The 15,788-nt window shown below is 76.5% G+C and carries 9 protein-coding genes; 3 read left to right on the top strand and 6 right to left on the bottom strand.

What is annotated here, in order from left to right; translation table 11 throughout:
• Window positions 1-13: 13 nt before the first annotated feature.
• Both ftsX and ftsE read right to left on the bottom strand, forming a co-directional pair.
• A complete protein-coding gene (gene ftsX / locus HCK00_RS14860; protein ID WP_168102415.1) occupies window positions 14-925 on the bottom strand; it encodes a permease-like cell division protein FtsX in 912 nt (303 codons plus the stop codon).
• A 117-nt stretch (window positions 926-1,042) separates the two neighbouring features.
• Window positions 1,043-1,732 carry a cell division ATP-binding protein FtsE gene (ftsE, locus tag HCK00_RS14855; RefSeq protein WP_168102414.1) on the bottom strand — a complete coding sequence of 230 codons (690 nt, stop codon included), beginning with the start codon at window positions 1,730-1,732 and terminating at the stop codon, window positions 1,043-1,045.
• A 284-nt stretch (window positions 1,733-2,016) separates the two neighbouring features.
• Here ftsE and HCK00_RS14850 point away from each other — a divergent pair, with 284 nt between their 5' ends.
• Window positions 2,017-2,208 (top strand): hypothetical protein, encoded by a 192-nt coding sequence (locus HCK00_RS14850; RefSeq protein WP_168102413.1) that lies wholly within the window; start codon window positions 2,017-2,019, stop codon window positions 2,206-2,208.
• 581 nt (window positions 2,209-2,789) lie between these two features.
• Here the strand turns inward: HCK00_RS14850 and HCK00_RS14845 are convergent.
• From HCK00_RS14845 to HCK00_RS14830, 4 genes are all read right to left on the bottom strand, one after another.
• On the bottom strand, window positions 2,790-3,677 hold the full coding sequence (locus HCK00_RS14845; RefSeq protein WP_168102412.1) for a hypothetical protein: 888 nt from the start codon (window positions 3,675-3,677) through the stop codon (window positions 2,790-2,792).
• 435 nt (window positions 3,678-4,112) lie between these two features.
• Entirely contained in the window at window positions 4,113-5,219 is a 1,107-nt protein-coding gene (gene prfB / locus HCK00_RS14840) for a peptide chain release factor 2 (RefSeq protein WP_168102411.1), read from the bottom strand.
• 391 nt (window positions 5,220-5,610) lie between these two features.
• Window positions 5,611-7,080 carry a serine/threonine-protein kinase gene (locus HCK00_RS14835; protein WP_168102410.1) on the bottom strand — a complete coding sequence of 490 codons (1,470 nt, stop codon included), beginning with the start codon at window positions 7,078-7,080 and terminating at the stop codon, window positions 5,611-5,613.
• Between the two features lie 377 nt (window positions 7,081-7,457).
• Window positions 7,458-9,113 carry a serine/threonine-protein kinase gene (locus tag HCK00_RS14830; protein ID WP_168102409.1) on the bottom strand — a complete coding sequence of 552 codons (1,656 nt, stop codon included), beginning with the start codon at window positions 9,111-9,113 and terminating at the stop codon, window positions 7,458-7,460.
• Between the two features lie 606 nt (window positions 9,114-9,719).
• Here HCK00_RS14830 and HCK00_RS14825 point away from each other — a divergent pair.
• The gene (locus HCK00_RS14825; RefSeq protein WP_168102408.1) at window positions 9,720-13,763 is read left to right on the top strand and encodes an FHA domain-containing protein; all 4,044 of its coding nucleotides are present in this window, start codon (window positions 9,720-9,722) and stop codon (window positions 13,761-13,763) included.
• A gap of 606 nt (window positions 13,764-14,369) precedes the next feature.
• Window positions 14,370-15,779, top strand: a complete 1,410-nt coding sequence (locus HCK00_RS14820) for an ABC transporter substrate-binding protein (RefSeq protein WP_168102407.1) — start codon at window positions 14,370-14,372, stop codon at window positions 15,777-15,779.
• Window positions 15,780-15,788: the final 9 nt, after the last annotated feature.

Raw genomic sequence — 15,788 nt, 5'->3', positions numbered from 1 at the left:
CCTTGGACGTACATCACACCTTGAGGTACTTGCGGAGCGCGAAGAAAGCGGCCACGGCCGGCATGAGCAGACCGATGGCGAGCACCAGCGGCAGCTTGGCCAGCACGACGTCCCAGCCGATGAAGTTGATCAGGTCGATGCGTTCCGCCAGCCAGTTGTTGACGAGGAAGAACTTCCCGAACACCAGCAGGAAGCAGGCCATCACGGCGCCGATCAGGCCGGCGATCGCGGCCTCCATGATGAAGGGCATCTGGATGTAGAAGCTGGACGCGCCGACCAGCCGCATGATGCCGGTCTCGCGGCGGCGGCTGAACGCCGACACCCGGACGGTGTTGACGATCAGCATCAGCGCCACGATCAGCATCAGCCCCATCACGAAGAGCGCGGCGATGTTCATGCCGTTGAGCAGGTTGAAGAGGTTGTCCAGGACGTCCCGTTGGTCCTCCACCGCCTGCACCCCGGGCCGGGCGGAGAAGGCGCTCTTGATGACCTGGTACTTCTCCGGGTCCTTGAGCTTGACCCGGAACGACTCCTGCATCTGGTCCGGGGTGAGGGAGGAGGCCAGCGGGGAGTCGCCGAACTGCTCCTTGTAGTGCTTGTACGCCTCGTCGCTGGACTCGTGGTGGACGGTGTCGACCACCGGCATCCGGCCCAGCTCGGCCTCGATCTCCTTCTTCTGGTCCGCGGTGACGGCGCCCTTGGTGCAGTTGGGGTCGCTCTGCGCGTCGTTCTTGTTGCAGAGGAAGATCGAGACGTTGACCTTGTCGTACCAGAAGCCCTTCATGGTGTCGACCTGGTCCCGCATGAGCAGGGACCCGCCGAACAGGGCGAGCGAGAGGGCGACGGAGACGATGACCGCGAAGGTCATCGTGAGGTTGCGGCGGAGACCGACGCTGATCTCCGACAGGACGAACTGGGCGCGCATGATGTCCTTTCCGGGTGGGCCCGTGGCTGCGGTGGAGTCACCGGGGTGTCACTGAGGTGTCGACGGCGGGACGGGGCCACCGGCGCGACGGCCGGTGGCCCGGGCCCCGCGTCTCACTCAGTGCGCGTAGCCGTAGACACCGCGCGACTGGTCGCGCACGAGGCGGCCGCGCTCCAACTCGATGACGCGCTTGCGCATCTGGTCGACGATCTGCTGGTCGTGGGTCGCCATCACCACGGTGGTACCGGTCCGGTTGATCCGGTCGAGCAGCTTCATGATGCCGACCGAGGTCTGCGGGTCGAGGTTGCCGGTGGGCTCGTCCGCGATCAGCAGCATCGGCCGGTTGACGAACGCCCGGGCGATGGCCACCCGCTGCTGCTCACCGCCGGAGAGCTCCCCGGGCCGCCGCTCCTCCTTGCCGCCGAGGCCGACGAGTTCGAGCACCTCGGGGACGGTCTTGCGGATCTGCGCGCGCGGCTTGCCGATGACTTCCAGGGCGAAGGCCACGTTCTCCCCCACCGTCTTGTTGGGGAGGAGCCGGAAGTCCTGGAAGACGGTGCCCAGCTGGCGGCGCATCTGCGGCACCTTCCAGTTGGAGAGCCGCGCGAGGTCCTTGCCGAGGACGTGCACCGATCCCTGGCTGGCGCGCTCCTCACGGAGGAGCAGCCGCAGGAAGGTGGACTTGCCCGAGCCGGAGGAGCCGACGAGGAAGACGAACTCGCCCTTCTCGACCTCCAGCGACACGTCGCGCAGCGCGGGCCTCGTCTGCTTCGGGTAGGACTTGGATACGTTGTCGAATCGGATCACGGGTGCACCACGGTCGGCCTGTAGAGGGGACGCGGAACGCCGTGTCTGTCCGGTGGCGGCGCCCGCCCGGTGAGCGTGACCATACGCGAAGCCGGAGGAGTCGTGCAGACGCGGACCGGTCCGCGAACGCCGATTCGCGGCGCCGGCGGGAACAATCCCGGCATAGGTGGCGCGGCGGCGGGCGGGATTCGCTCTCCGGTCGCGCCGGATCGCGCGGAAGCTGGCACAGTGGTAGGGAACGTAAGCGCTCTCCCGGGCGTTGGACCCGGCGAGGAGGAGATCGCATGACTTGCGACCGACTGGTGTGCGCCAACTGCGCGGGCCCGGTGACCGAGGCACGCTGCGCGGTCTGCCGTGCCAGCCGGGAGCGCCTCCAGCACCAGCGCGGCCTGTTCGCGGGCCTGACCCCGGCCGCGCTGCTCGCGCTGCTCGTGGCACTGGTCGCGGTGGGCCTGCTGGCGCACCAGACCGCGTAACGGCGCGCGCCGGCGCCCGCGAGCGGCCGGGTACGCGCCCGCCTCCGCCGTCGGCGCCCCCGCTGCTCCCGGCCTGCCGCCGTGATTCACCCCTGCGGCCCCGCCGAGTGCCCCGCGCCATCCCGGCGGGCCGGCCGCCCGCCGCCCCGCCCGCCGTCCACGCGCCGCCTTGCCCCTCGCCTCCGCCGCCTCGCCCTGGGATCCGGGTACGCGGAGCACCCGTGCGCGAGGGCCCCGGGCGTCCGGCCCGGGCGCGGGACGGGGCGCGCGGGCCGGTGAGCGGCCGCGCGGGCCCGTACCGGGACGCCGGGACGCCTGGCCCCCGGTCCGGCGCCGCCGGGCCGTCGAGTGGCCACGCGCCCGCCCGGCGGCAGCCCGCCCCGGCCACGGCCCGGCGGCGGCCCGCCCCGATCCGCCCGGCGCCGCGCCACACGGCCAGCGACCCCGCGCACGGCTGAGGGCCCGGAACGCCGGCTGCGTTCCGGGCCCTCGCCCTGTTCGGTGCCCGCTCGCGGGCGGGTGCCGGGCCCGGTGATCTTCTCCCTCAGGAGCGGATCACCGGGGCCGGTGCGTCACGCCGTTCAGGCCGCGGCGCCGCCGCGACCGCTGACCAGGTTCGGCAGGAAGCGGAAGCCGATACCGCCGGCGATCATCGTCGCGGCGCCGATCAGCAGGAACGCGGTCTCGGAGGCGCCGGTCTCGGCCAGCTCCTCCTTCGCCTCGGCCTGCTCGATCGGCTGCGAGCCGATGTTGTTGGGGTTGGTGCCGGAGTCGACACCGGTCTCGATGCTGCCGCTGCCGTCGGGGCCGGGGTTGTTGCCCCCGCCGGTGCCACCGCCGTTACCACCGCCGGTGTCACCCCCGCCGCCGTTGCCGCCGCCGTTGGCGCCACCGCCGTTGCCGCCGCCGTTGCCGCCGGTTCCGCCGGTGTCGCCACCGCCGTTGCCGCCACCGTTGTCGCCGCCGCCGTTGCCACCGCCGTTCTGGCCGCCGTTGTCACCGCCGCCGTCACCGCCACCGATGCCGCCGCCGACTCCACCACCGATGGCGCCACCGTCGGCACCACCATCGGCACCGCCGTCACCGCCACCGATGCCGCCGCCGACTCCACCACCGATGGCGCCACCGTCGGCACCACCGTCAGCGCCGCCGTCGGCGCCCCCGTCGGCACCGCCGTCGGCGCCACCATCGGCGCCACCATCGGCACCGCCGTCGGCGCCGCCGTTGTCACCGCCGCCGTTGTCGCACTCGGAGGGGAAGGGCTCGCAGGGGTCGTCGTCCTCGTCGCCGCCCACCTTGGCGCCGACGGCGATCCCCTCTTCGTTCGCCTGGGCCTTCACGCCCACACCGGCGACCTGAAGGTCCACGCCGACGGCCTGGGCGGCCCCGGCGGCGGTCAGGGAGGCGCCGGCCGCTATGACCGCACCGGCGGTGATGCGCGCCACGCGCAACCGCGTCTTCTTCGTCATCTAGCTGCTACCCCCAGTAGCTGAATTCGTCAGTGGTGCAGCCCCGCATGGGCAGGCGGTCATCGTGGGTAGGAAGGACCACGGGTATACGGGGACCACCCGCTCTCTCCGAACGCCCCCCAGGCATGGGCATGCCGACCGTACCCTTCCCAAGATTCACGGGGGCGTCAAGGTCATTGCGAGCGCTATGCCCGGTATGAGGCCAGTTGGGCCCCCGGGGAGCGGAAGACTGTGACACAACGAGGAACTGCCGCCCATCGGACGGCAGTTCGCGGACCCTCGCCCGGCGGTCCCCGGTGGTCCTCGCGCCCCACCCGGGTGCCTCACCGGCCGGGGCTCCGGGCGGAAGCGTGCGTACGGGCCGGCGGCGGTCGCCCCCGGCGGGCGCGCGGGGCAGCCCGGAGGCCGGGGCGAGCCGGTCCGCCGGCCGCCCGGTCAGTTCTCCCGCTGCTTGCGCCAGCGGATGCCGGACTCCAGGAAGCCGTCGATGTCGCCGTCGAGAACGCCCTGCGGGTTGCCCACCTCGTGATCGGTGCGCAGGTCCTTGACCATCTGGTAAGGGTGCAGGACGTACGAGCGCATCTGGTTGCCCCAGGAACCGGCCGAGTCGCCCTTGAGGGCGTCCATCTTCGCCTGCTCCTCCTGGCGCCGCCGCTCCAGCAGCTTCGCCTGGAGGACGTTCATCGCGGAGGCCTTGTTCTGGATCTGCGAGCGCTCGTTCTGGCAGGAGACGACGATGCCGGTCGGGATGTGGGTCAGCCGCACCGCCGAGTCGGTGGTGTTGACGCCCTGGCCGCCGGGGCCGGAGGAGCGGTAGACGTCGACCCGGAGGTCGGACTCGTCGATCTCGATGTGGTCGGTCTGCTCGACCACCGGCAGCACCTCGACGCCCGCGAAGGACGTCTGGCGGCGGCCCTGGTTGTCGAAGGGCGAGATCCGCACCAGCCGGTGCGTGCCCTGCTCGACGGAGAGCGTGCCGTAGGCGTACGGGGTCTGCACGGCGAAGGTGGTGGACTTGATGCCGGCCTCTTCGGCGTAGGAGGTCTCGTAGATCTCCGTCTTGTAGCCGTGGCGCTCGGCCCAGCGCAGATACATCCGCTGGAGCTGCTCGGCGAAGTCGGCCGCGTCCACGCCACCGGCCTCGGCCCGGATGTTGACCAGGGCCTCGCGGGCGTCGTACTCGCCGGAGAGAAGGGTGCGGACCTCCATCTCGTCGACCGCCTTGCGGACGGCGCGCAGCTCGCCCTCGGCCTCCTCGCGGGTGTCCGCGTCGTCCTCGGCCTCGGCGAGTTCGAAGAGGACGCCGAGGTCGTCGATGCGGCCTCGGAGCTCCTCGGCACGGCGGAGCTGGCCCTGGAGGTAGGAGAGCCGGCTGGTGACCTTCTGCGCGTTCTCGACGTCGTCCCAGAGGTCGGGGGCCGCCGCCTGCTCCTCCAGCGCGGCGATATCGGCCCTCATCCGGTCGAGGTCCAGGACCGCCTCGATCGACTCCATGGTGGAGGAGAGGGACTTCAGCTCTTCGGATACATCGACGACTGCCACGCCTCCCAGCCTAACGGCTCCCGGCGGCGGACCACGCGCGTCGGGTGCGGTCCCGGGCCTCCGGGCCGGGGTCACGGGCCTCCGGGCCGGGGTCACGGGCCTCCGGCCGGGGTCACGGGCGCGCCGGGGCGCGCAAAGGGCTGCCGGGGCCTGCCGGGTCCCGTGTCCCGGGTCCCGGGTCCCGTGGGGCGACCCGGCGGGACGGGGCCGGCCGGCCCCGGCGGCCGGGGCGCGCCGGGGCCACGGGAGGCGGGGCGGGGACGGTCCCGCCGTCGAGGGGGCTCCGGCCGCGGCGGGGCGCCGGGCACCCGGCACCACGGCGCGGGGACACGGCGCGGGGACACGGCACGGACGCCACGGGACGGTCGCGGCTCCCGGCCGGGCGGGAGCGTCAGGGGCGCTCGGGCGCCGGGGCCTCTCCACGGCGGGGACCGTCCGGCGCGTCCGCCGGACTCGCGGGCGCTCCCGGGACCCCACCGGCCCCGGCGCCCCCGGTGACGGACGGGCCACCCGTACGGTCCGCGACGGGGGTGGCGCCGTCGGCGGTGGCGGCCAGCCAGCCGCCCAGCCCGGCGGCGAGCAGCAGCGCCGCCGCCGTGATCCCCAGCCGGATCCGGCGGCGGCGGACCGCCTCGGACCGGCGGCGCGCGGAGCCCGGCCGGGGCTCGCCCGGCCGGCGCGGCACGCGCGCCGTGCCGTGGGCGCCGCCCGCGAGCTCGTCGGCGCTGGGTACGCGCATGCTGGTGTGGGTGTCGCGCCCCGAGTCCGGGGCCGAGCCGTAGACCAGCGGGACGGCGCCGCGCCGCGGCTGCTCGGGGACGGTGGGACCGCCATCGGGGCGTCCTGCCCGCGCGCCGCCGGACGCGCCGCCACCCTCCGCGCCGGCCCCGTGGGCCCCCGCGGCCCCTTCGGCACCCCCGCTGATGTCGCCGCCCTCGTCGATGTCGTCCACGTCGAGCGGCGGCAGTCCGGCGAGGCCGGGCCGCAGCTCCCGCAGCCGGCCCGCCAGCTCGGCGGCGCGCAGCCGGGAGGCCGGCGACTTGGCGAGGCACTGGACGAGGAGCTGCCACAGCTCGTCGGGGATGCCGGGCAGCGGGGCCACGGTCTCCGTCACATGGCGGCGGAGCACGGCGCCGGGGTGGCCGCCGCCGAACGGCGTGAAACCGGCCAGCAGTTCGTACAGGACGGTGGCCAGCGCGTAGATGTCCACGGAGGCACGGGGCGGCAGCCCCTCCACGATCTCCGGGGCGAGGTAGTCCGGGGTGCCGATGACGTTGCGGGCGGAGGCGGGCTGCGCGGTACGGGGGGTGTGCCCGGCGCCACCGCCCGGCCCGGCGGCGGACCGGAGCGCGCGGGTCCGGGCCGGGGAGTCCACGAGCCGGGCCACACCGAAGTCGGTGAGCAGCGCGGGGTGCGCGCCACCGGGGCCCACCGGGCCCGCCATGTCGAGCAGCACGTTCTCCGGCTTCACGTCCCGGTGCACCACACCCGCGGCGTGCGCGACGGCGAGCGCGTCCGCGATGTCCGCGGCGACGGTCACCGCCGCCTCGGGCGCCAGCCGGCGTTCCCGGTCCAGGCGGGTGCGGAGATCGGTGCCGCGCACCAGGTCCATGACGAGCGCGAGGTCGTTGCCGTCCACGACGAGGTCGCGGACGCCGACGATCCGGGGGTGGTCGAGCCCGAGGAGGGCGGTGCGCTCCTGGACGAAGCGTTCGACGAGGTCCTCGTCCGAGGCGAGGTCCTCACGGAAGAGTTTGACGGCGACCGGGCCCTCGGGCCCCTCGCCGAGCCACACCGTGCCGGCGGACCCCCGCCCGAGGATCTGATGGACGGTGTACCGGCTACCGATCTTGCGTGCCACAGCTGCTCCGACGGGTCGGGCCCTCCGCGCGGAGGGCCGGCGTTGGCGACCAAGCTACGCCGCCGCCGGGGGGGTCCGGCGCCGTGGACGGGTCGGGCCACCACTTCTTCACGGAAACCCGGACGCGGGTGCGGAGGGGAGGGAAAAGGATGACGAGGAGGGGACGGCGGAAGAGGGCAGAGAAGAGGAGAGCAGCCGTCGGGGCGCGAGGCACCGGGATGCCGGGGTGCGGAGGCACCGGGACGCCGCGGGCCCCGGGGCGCCCCCGCGCCCGGCCCGCCTCCGCCGCCCCGGAGGGGGACCGCGGGGGCGGCGGACGCCTCACCCGGTGTGGTTCACCGCGCCGGCGTCCGCTCCCGCTGCCGTGCCTGCTCCCGCTACTCGAACGTCCGGCCGAGTTCGGAGAACCAGTCGGTGACCTGGTTGAAGCCGTCCACCGTGGCCTGCCAGAGGCTCTTGCCCTCGGCCACCCAGCTCTGCAACGGGGTGAGTTCCCAGATCAGCCAGGCCGCCACCACGAGGATCAGGATGCTGAACAGGCAACCCTTGAGGCAGCCCAGGCCGGGGATGCGCATCGGGTTGGCGCTGCGCTGCCGGGGCGGGCGCGGCTCGCGGCGCGGCGTGGGCGGCGGCTCGTACCGCTGGGGCGGCGGTTCCTGCCGGCGCCGCTGCTGTTGCTGCCGGCGGGGCTGGGGCCGGGGCGGCTCCGGCTGGGGCGGCGGCGGCGCGTAGGCGGGCTCCTGCGGGGGCGCGGGGCGGCGCTGCGGGCGGCGGCGGAGCGGGTCGTCCTCGGGGTCGAGGTACTGGACCTGGGTGTGCTCGTTGCGGTCGCGGGCGGCGCGGAGCTGGGTCTGCCAGGGGTGTTCGCCGTCCCCGGCGCCGGGCGGGCCGGGCGGGACGGGAGGCATGGCGCGGGTGGCGTCCTCACCGGGCCCACCCGGCCCGCCCGGCCCCCCGGGGCCGCCGGGCACGCCGCCGGCCGGCAGGAAGGCCGTCGCGGCGTTGGGGTCGTAGGCGCTCGCGCCGGTCGGCAGTACCTGCGTCGGGTCGGCGTCCCCGCCGGCGGCGCCCACCCCGTGGCCGCCGCCGCCGCCGCCGCTGCCGGGGACGGCCGCGGGCGCCGGGTCGGGGATGAGCAGCGCGGCGACACCGAGGGCGGCCTCGGCCTGCGCCGGGCTGGCGTGCACGCCGACGCCCGCGGCGACCGTGCGCAGCCCGTGCGCGAGGTTGACGGCGCTGGGCCGCTGGTCGGGGTTCTTCCGCAGGCAGTGCTCGATGACCGTCCACAGCGGCTCGGGGACGGTGGTGGGCCGCCGCGGCTCCTCGCTGAGATGCTTGTGCAGCACCTCCAGGGCGGTCTCCCCGGCGAACGGGGGGCGGCCGGTGACCAGTTCGTAGAGCATGATGCCGCAGCCGTAGATGTCGACCGCGGAGGTCTGCGGGCGGCCCTCGGCGGACTCCGGGGCGACGTACGCGGGGGTGCCGACGAACTCGTGGGTGCGGGTCTGGCCCGGGGAGTCGGCGAGCCGGGCGATGCCGAAGTCCGTCAGCATCGGGTGCATCTCGCCGCCCGGGCCGGTGGCGAGCAGCACGTTGGCCGGTTTGAGATCCCGGTGGACGACGCCGTCGTGGTGGCTGGCGGCGAGCGCGTCGGCGATCTGCGCCATCAGCAGCGCCGTGCCGACGGGGCTGAACGGGCCGTTCTCCCGCAGGTAGCGGTGGAGGTCCGGACCGTCGATCAGATCCATGACCAGCGCCAGCAGATCGCCCTCGACGACCAGGTCGCGGGTGCGGACGATGTTGGGATGGGTGAGGCGCAGCAGCACCGAGCGCTCCCGCAGGAAGCGCATGACCACATCGGGGTCGTGGGCCAGCTCCTCCTTGAGCACCTTGATCGCGACGGTCTCGCCCGGCTGCCCGGGCACCGCCGCCTCGGCGCCCGCCGTCTCCCGCTGGCGGGCCCGCCACACGGTGCCGGTGGCCCCGCGGCCGAGGACCTCTTCGAGCAGGTATTTACTGCCTACCGGCCGCACGTCATGCGCTCCCTCGTCGTGGTACCGAGCCTCGGTCGCCCCGTCACGCCGTGGAGGGGTTCCCCACGGGCCGTATCGCCCCACTGTAGGCCGTCGTACGGCCGGTCCGCCCGGGAGCGTTCACCCCGCCGCCCGGTTCCGGGGCCGGGGCGGCCCGGCGGCACCGGCCGGGCGCGCGCCGGGGAACGCGCCCCGTGGGACGGAGGACGCGGCCGGGCGCGGATCGGTTGCCCGCCCGGGCGGGGCCGGGCCGTCCGCCGCCGTCCGCGCCACCGCCCGGGCCGGAAGCGGCCGGGAAGGGGCGGGGAACGGGCCGCGGCGCTCTGCGCGGCGCCTGCCCGCGTCCGTCCCCGGTGCCCGGCGGGCGCCGTCCCGGGGTCGCCGGCGTCCGCTCCGGCGCATTTCGGCCGAGCCCGGTCATTCAAGATCGGAAACCGGCGGTCGCCGGGCGGAAGAGGGCCGTCGGGTGCGAGGATGCACCCACGCGAGGAGCGGGGAGCGGGGGCTCCGCCACCCGTGGTGACCTGTACGTGCCGAGGGCCCGTGCACGGGTGGGGGACGCACCGGGCCCCCGCCCCGTCCGGGCGGAAGGGACCCCTGACGGCGATGCAGATCCGTCTCACCGTCCTCTCGCCGCTCAGCGGCCATGCCCCGCGCACCCGCGACGTCCTCGTCACGGCCCCGGCCGGGACGGCGCTCGCCACGGTGGCGAGCGGCCTCGCCGCCGCCGTGGCCGCCGCCGAGCCCGAGCGCGGCGCGGACCCCGGCGGGCCCGCCGCCCGGTCCGGCGCCGTCCGGGAGACCGGCACGGCCGTGCTCTACGCGGGCTCCGAACGGCTCGACGGCCGCCACTGCTTCCTCGGCGAACCCCCGCTGCTGGACGGCGCGGTGCTCTCCCTCAACGCCCCCGCCGCGCCCGGCAGCCACCCCGGCGTCGCCCAGGACGTCCGGGAGACGGCGGCGCGGCGGACGCCCCGGCTGCACGTCGTCGCCGGGCCCGACGCGGGCGGGGTCCATCTGCTGCACGGTGGGCAGGTCCGGATCGGCCGCTCCGCCGACGCCGACGTACCGCTGGACGACCCGGACGTGTCCCGGCTGCACTGCGCCGTCACCGTCGCGGACGACGGCCGGGTGACCGTCGCCGACCTCGGCTCCACCAACGGCACGGCGCTGGACGGCGCGCCGGTGGACGAGCGCCCCCGGCCGCTGCCGCCGGGCGCCCTGCTGCGGGTCGGCGAGTCGGCGCTGCGGCTGGAGCCCGCCCCGGCCGCCGGTCCCTCCGGCGCGCCGGAAGGCTTGCCGACGGGCGCTACGGCGGGGATGGGCCCGGGGCCGGACGCGGCGCACCCGGCCGGGGCGGGTTCCGTGGCCCACGCGAGGCCGCACGCGCCGCGCCCTCCGGCGGTGCTGCCCGGCGCGCTGCCGGTGACACCGGACGGCGAGGGACGGCTGCGGGTCGAACGGCCGGGCACGGGAGGCACCACCGCGGGACTGGGGACGGCACAGCTCGCAACGGCGGGACCAGGCGCCCTTCCGGGTGCCGGTACCGCGCGGCCGGAGGCGGCGGCACCGGGGGCGGTGGGTTCGGGGGCCGCCGGGCCCGCGGCCGGCCCCCACGGCTCCCCCGGGAGCGGCGCGGCCCGCCACACCGGCACGGACCACGGAGCACCGGGGCACCGGACCCCGGACCACGGAGCCCCGGAGCATGGAACCCCGGGGCATGGAACCCCGCAACATGGCGGGGCCGGGCCCCGGGAGGGCGGGTGGGAGACCGGCCGCGGGGCGCGGCTGCCCCGTCAGCGGACCGGGGGGTACGGAGCGGCCGGGGCCGGGGGACACCCGGTGGCCGAAGGCCGTCCGGATCACCAGGAGCACCCGGGCCGCGTGGACCGGTACCGCGATCACCCGGACCACCGGGACCACCGGGACCACCCGGACGACCTCCGGGCCCGGCCGGACCGCCCGGACCCGGCGCCTCCCGCCCCCGGCCGGGGCATAGGAGCCTGGGCACGCCGCCTGACCGGCGGCCGGCCCGGCGCGGAACGGCCGGCGGCCGGCGGGGCGGCGAGCGCCGCGCGGTCCACGTCCACGGCGGCGGCCGCCCTGCACCGCCGCTGGCCCGACCCCGCGGAGATCCTGCTCACCGCCCTCGGCCCCGGCCCCCGGCTGTGGGAGCGCGGCCCGGCCCACCCCGACGCGCTGGTGGTGCGGCTGGGCACGGCGGATCGCGCGGGTGTTCCCTCGTACCCCGTCACGGTCGGGCTGCGGCAGGCCGGTTCGCTGGGGCTGGCCGGGCCGCGGGCGCGGCTGGCCGGGCTGGCGCGTTCCGTGGTGGCGCAGCTCGCGGCGCTGCACTCGCCGGCCGCCCTGGAACTCGTGCTGATCAGCGCCGACCCGGCGCGGCGGCTGCGGGACCGGATGGCCGAGTGGGCCTGGCTGGGCTGGCTGCCCCAGCTCCGCCCGGCGCACGGCCAGGACTGCCGGCTGCTGCTCGCCTACGACGGGGAACAGGCCGCGGCCCGGATCGCGGAGCTGGCGCGGCAGGTGGCCGAGACGCCGCCGGGCGGTACCGCCGGTCCCGCCGCCCGGTCCGGGCCGCAGGGCCCGTACGGTCCGCCGGCGGACCAGGGGCCCGGCCCGTACACCGTGGTGGTGCTGGACGGCGATCCGGGCTCCGCCGAGCTGCGGGAGGCCACCACCCGGCTCGCGGTGGCCGGTCCGGCCGCCGGGGTGCATCTGCTCTGCGCGGTGGAGACCCCGGCCGCCTCGCCCGCGGCGCCGCTGCTCGCCAACTACGAGCGGGCGTGCGCCGTCTCCCCGGCGTTCGGGGAGTGCGGGGCGGTGGCGATGCTCAGCGGTGAGGTGGCCACGGCGCTCCGGGTGATACAGCTTCCGGCGGACCGGCGCGGCGGGTCGGCACCGGCCGGCGGCCATGGCAGCCCCGGCGGCACGGCCGGCCGCCCGCACTCCCCGCGCGCCACCCCCGCGCCTTCCGGCCCGCGCGCCCCGGGGGCCCCGGGCGCCCTGGGCTCGTCGGACGGTGGGAGCTCGCGGGGCGGGACAGCCGCCCGGAGCGGCGCGCCCACACCGCCCGACGCCGGCCGTTCTCCGGCCCCGCACGGCGATCCCGGCCGGACGCACGGTCTCTCCCGGCCGCTGCCTGACCCGGCGGCCGGTCCCCCGGCCCCGCCGCCGGTCCCCCCGCCCGCCGGGCTGCCGGACAACGGCACGGCCGCCGTCGCCGACGCCGTCTCCGCGGCCTGGGCGGAGCGGTTCGCCCGGTCGCTGGCGCCGCTCCGGCTCCCGGACCCCGAACCGGCCGCCGCGGCCGCCTCGGGCGCCGCGGTCCCGGACCCGGCCGGCTCGCGGCGGGTGGCCGTCACACTGCCCCGGGCGGCCCGGCTCCTGGACGAGCTGGGCCTGGCCCGTGCCACCCCCGCGTCGCTGACCGCCCGCTGGGCCGCCGCGTCCGACCCGGGCACGCCCCCCGGCGGCCGGCTGCACGCGGTGCTCGGCGCGGGACCGCACGGCCCGCTCACCGTGGACGTGGCGGTGGACGGCCCGCATCTGCTGGTCGAGGGCGGGCCGGGCACCGGCAAGACGGAGCTGCTGCGGTCGCTGGCGGCCTCCCTCGCGGCGGCCGACCGGCCCGACCGGCTGGCGATGGCCCTGGTGGACGGCGGCGGGCTGCGCTCGGAGCGGCCCGAGACGCGTGACGAGGGGCTGCGGGTCTGCACCGAACTGCCGCAGGTGACGACGCATGTGTCCGGGGTCGACCCGGTCCGGATGCGGGCCTTCGCGCAGGCGCTCACCGCCGAGCTGAAGCGCCGCGACGGGCTGCTCGGCGGGGTGGAGTTCACCGCCTGGCACGCCCGGCACCCCGCGCCGGCCGGCCGGACCGCCCGCCGCGGTGCGGAGCGGGGCCGCGAACGGGCGGCCGAACGCACGGGCGAGTGGCGGCTCCCCCGCCCCGGGGGCACGGCCGGAGCCGGTTCCCGGCCCGTCCCCGCCGCGGGGGCGCCCGGTGGCCCCGGGGCCGCCCGGCCGGGCGCGGCCGGCGCCGTGCCCTCGGCGGCCGGTGCCCCCGAGCCGCCCGGGGCGCGGGCTCCGGCGGGGCCGGAGGCGCTGCCCCGGCTGGTGGTGCTCGTCGACGACCTCGACGCCCTGCTCTCCCCCGCGCTCGGCAGCCCCGGCCGCCCGGCGGCGGGCTCCATGGTGCGGGCGCTGGAGGCGGTGGCACGGGACGGGGCCCGGCTCGGGGTGCACCTGATCGCCTCGACCGGCCGCCCGGAGTGTGTCGCGGGCACCGCCACCGCCGCCGCGGCGGGGGTCCGCGTCGCCCTGGAGGTGCTGCCCCCGGTGGTGGACGGGCCGGAGAAGGCGGACGCGACAGCCGGCCGGGGGCGGCTGACCGGGCGGGCCGGCCCGGCCGTCCCGTTCCAGGCGGGCCGGGTCACCGGGCGCATCCCGCGGACGGCGACCCAGCGCCCGACGGTCGTGCCGCTCGACTGGGAGCGGATGGGCGACCCGCCGGCCCGCCGCCCGGTGCGCGAGCTGGGCAACGGCCCGACGGACCTGGCGCTGCTGGCCAGCGCCCTCCAGCGGGCCGCCGAGTCGGCGGGGGCCGCGCCGGCGCCTCCGCTCGTGTGACGGCCCGTCCGGCCCGTGGGGCGGCCCGTCCGGCGGCGCGGAGAGAGGCGTGCGGGGCGGCCCGTACGACGGCCCGCCGGGCGGACCGCCCGGCGGCGCACGGCAACGGCCGCCCCGCGGGCGGTTCCCTGCCCCGGCCCCCGGGTGACCGGCGCCAACCCGCGCGCATAGCAGCGCACTTCGCGGGTATGTGCCCCCCGCCAGGCGCCGCCGGCGCGGAGCGCTCCCGTTCGCCGGCCGGCGGCCCGGTACCGTTCGCGGGGCTCCGGCGGCCACCGCCACCGGGCCGCCCCGCCCGGCCCCCGGTTCCGTCACCCCGCGTCACCGCGCGGCGCGCGGTGGCGCGGCGGCTCCCGGGGCGCGGGACGGAGTGGGACCAAGTGCCCGTCACCGCTCTGACCGGGTCACATCCCGGTCACGATCCCCACATTGGGGGCCGTATCGGTATTGCGGTGGCTACCTGTTCGGCATAGGACTTGTCGCACAGTACGTAAGGGGCGTGTGCCCTGTGCGGCCGGCTCCTGACCGGGACGACCGCACGCGGGCCGCCCCCCTCACGGGGGTTCGCAAGAGGGGGCCCAGGAGGCCCCGGAGGAGGTCGGCAGGATGCGCACAGTTCTCTCCCCGTCAGGCACACCGCGGGGGGCACGCAGAACACGCCGGGCCGGTGTCGTCCGCGCCGCGACGGCAGCGCTCGCCGCGGGCGCCCTCGCGCTCACGGCGGCCTGCGGGGGCGGCGGGGACAGCGACGGCGGCGGGGGCGGTGATGACGGCGCGAAGAGTGAGGTCACCGTCGACCTGCCCAAGCTGGACGGCCAGAAGCTCCAGGTCGCCGCGGTGTGGACGGGCAGCGAGCAGAAGAACTTCAAGGCGGTGCTGGACGAGTTCGAGAAGCGCACCGGCGCGGAGGTCTCCTTCGTCCCGACCGGTGACTCCATATCCACCTTCCTCGGTACCAAGATCGAGGGCGGCCAGCCGCCGGACGTCGCGATGCTCCCCCAGGTCGGCGTGCTCAAGCAGTTCGCCGAGCAGGGCCGCCTCCAGCCCGCCGGCGCCGAGGTGAAGAAGCAGCTGGAGAAGAACTTCTCGCAGGGCTGGCAGGACCTCGGGGCGCACGACGGCGAGCAGTACGGCGTCTACTTCAAGGCCGCCAACAAGTCCCTGATCTGGTACAATACCGCGGCCTTCGAGAACGCGGGCGCCCAGGAGCCCGCCACCTGGGGCGAGTTCATCGAGACCTCCCGCCTCATCTCCGACTCCGGCGTGGCCCCGGTCTCCGTCGGCGGCGCCGACGGCTGGACCCTCACCGACTGGTTCGAGAACATCTACCTCTCCCAGGCGGGCCCGGAGAAGTACGACCAGCTCGCCGAGCACAAGATCAAGTGGACCGACCCCTCCGTGGAGAAGGCGCTGGAGACGCTCGGGGAGCTGTTCGGCGACAAGACGCTGCTCGCGGGCGGCCAGAACGGCGCGCTCCAGACCGAGTTCCCCAAGTCCGTCATCCAGACCTTCACCGGCGGGGACGCGCCGAAGGCCGCGATGGTCTTCGAGGGTGACTTCGTCGCCGTCAACATCACCTCCGACACCAAGGCGAAGATCGGCACGGATGCCAAGGTCTTCCCCTTCCCCGCGGTCGGTGACGACGCCCCGGTGGTCAGCGCCGGTGACGTGGCCGTCGCGCTGAAGAAGGGCAAGGGCGCCCAGGCCCTGCTCACCTTCCTCGCCTCGACGGACGCGGCGCAGATCTGGGCCGAGGCGGGCGGCTTCATCTCGCCCAACAAGGAGCTGGACCTGAAGGCGTACCCGGACGACGTCCAGCGGGACATCGCCAAGGCGCTCATCGACGCCGGGGACGACTTCCGCTTCGACATGTCCGACCAGGCGCCGGCCTCCTTCGGCGGCACCAAGGGCGAGGGCGAGTGGAAGGCGCTCCAGGACTTCCTGAAGAACCCCGACGACGTCGCGGGGGCCATGAAGGACCTGGAGACCGCGGCGGCCAAGGCCTACAAGAACTGACGGGCCGCG

The sequence above is a fragment of the Streptomyces zingiberis genome, from assembly GCF_012034935.1.
In the GTDB taxonomy this organism is placed as follows: domain Bacteria; phylum Actinomycetota; class Actinomycetes; order Streptomycetales; family Streptomycetaceae; genus Streptomyces; species Streptomyces zingiberis.
Note: the sequence above shows the minus strand (reverse complement) of the source record. Positions and strands in the feature narration are given on the sequence as shown.

Excerpts from the sequence above, each read along its gene's own strand:
- HCK00_RS14850 (WP_168102413.1), top strand. The coding sequence starts at position 2,017 with ATGACTTGCGACCGACTGGTGTGCGCCAACTGCGCGGGCCCGGTGACC.
- ftsX (WP_168102415.1), bottom strand. The coding sequence starts at position 925 with ATGCGCGCCCAGTTCGTCCTGTCGGAGATCAGCGTCGGTCTCCGCCGC.
- HCK00_RS14820 (WP_168102407.1), top strand. The coding sequence starts at position 14,370 with ATGCGCACAGTTCTCTCCCCGTCAGGCACACCGCGGGGGGCACGCAGA.
- HCK00_RS14825 (WP_168102408.1), top strand. The coding sequence starts at position 9,720 with ATGCAGATCCGTCTCACCGTCCTCTCGCCGCTCAGCGGCCATGCCCCG.
- HCK00_RS14845 (WP_168102412.1), bottom strand. The coding sequence starts at position 3,677 with ATGACGAAGAAGACGCGGTTGCGCGTGGCGCGCATCACCGCCGGTGCG.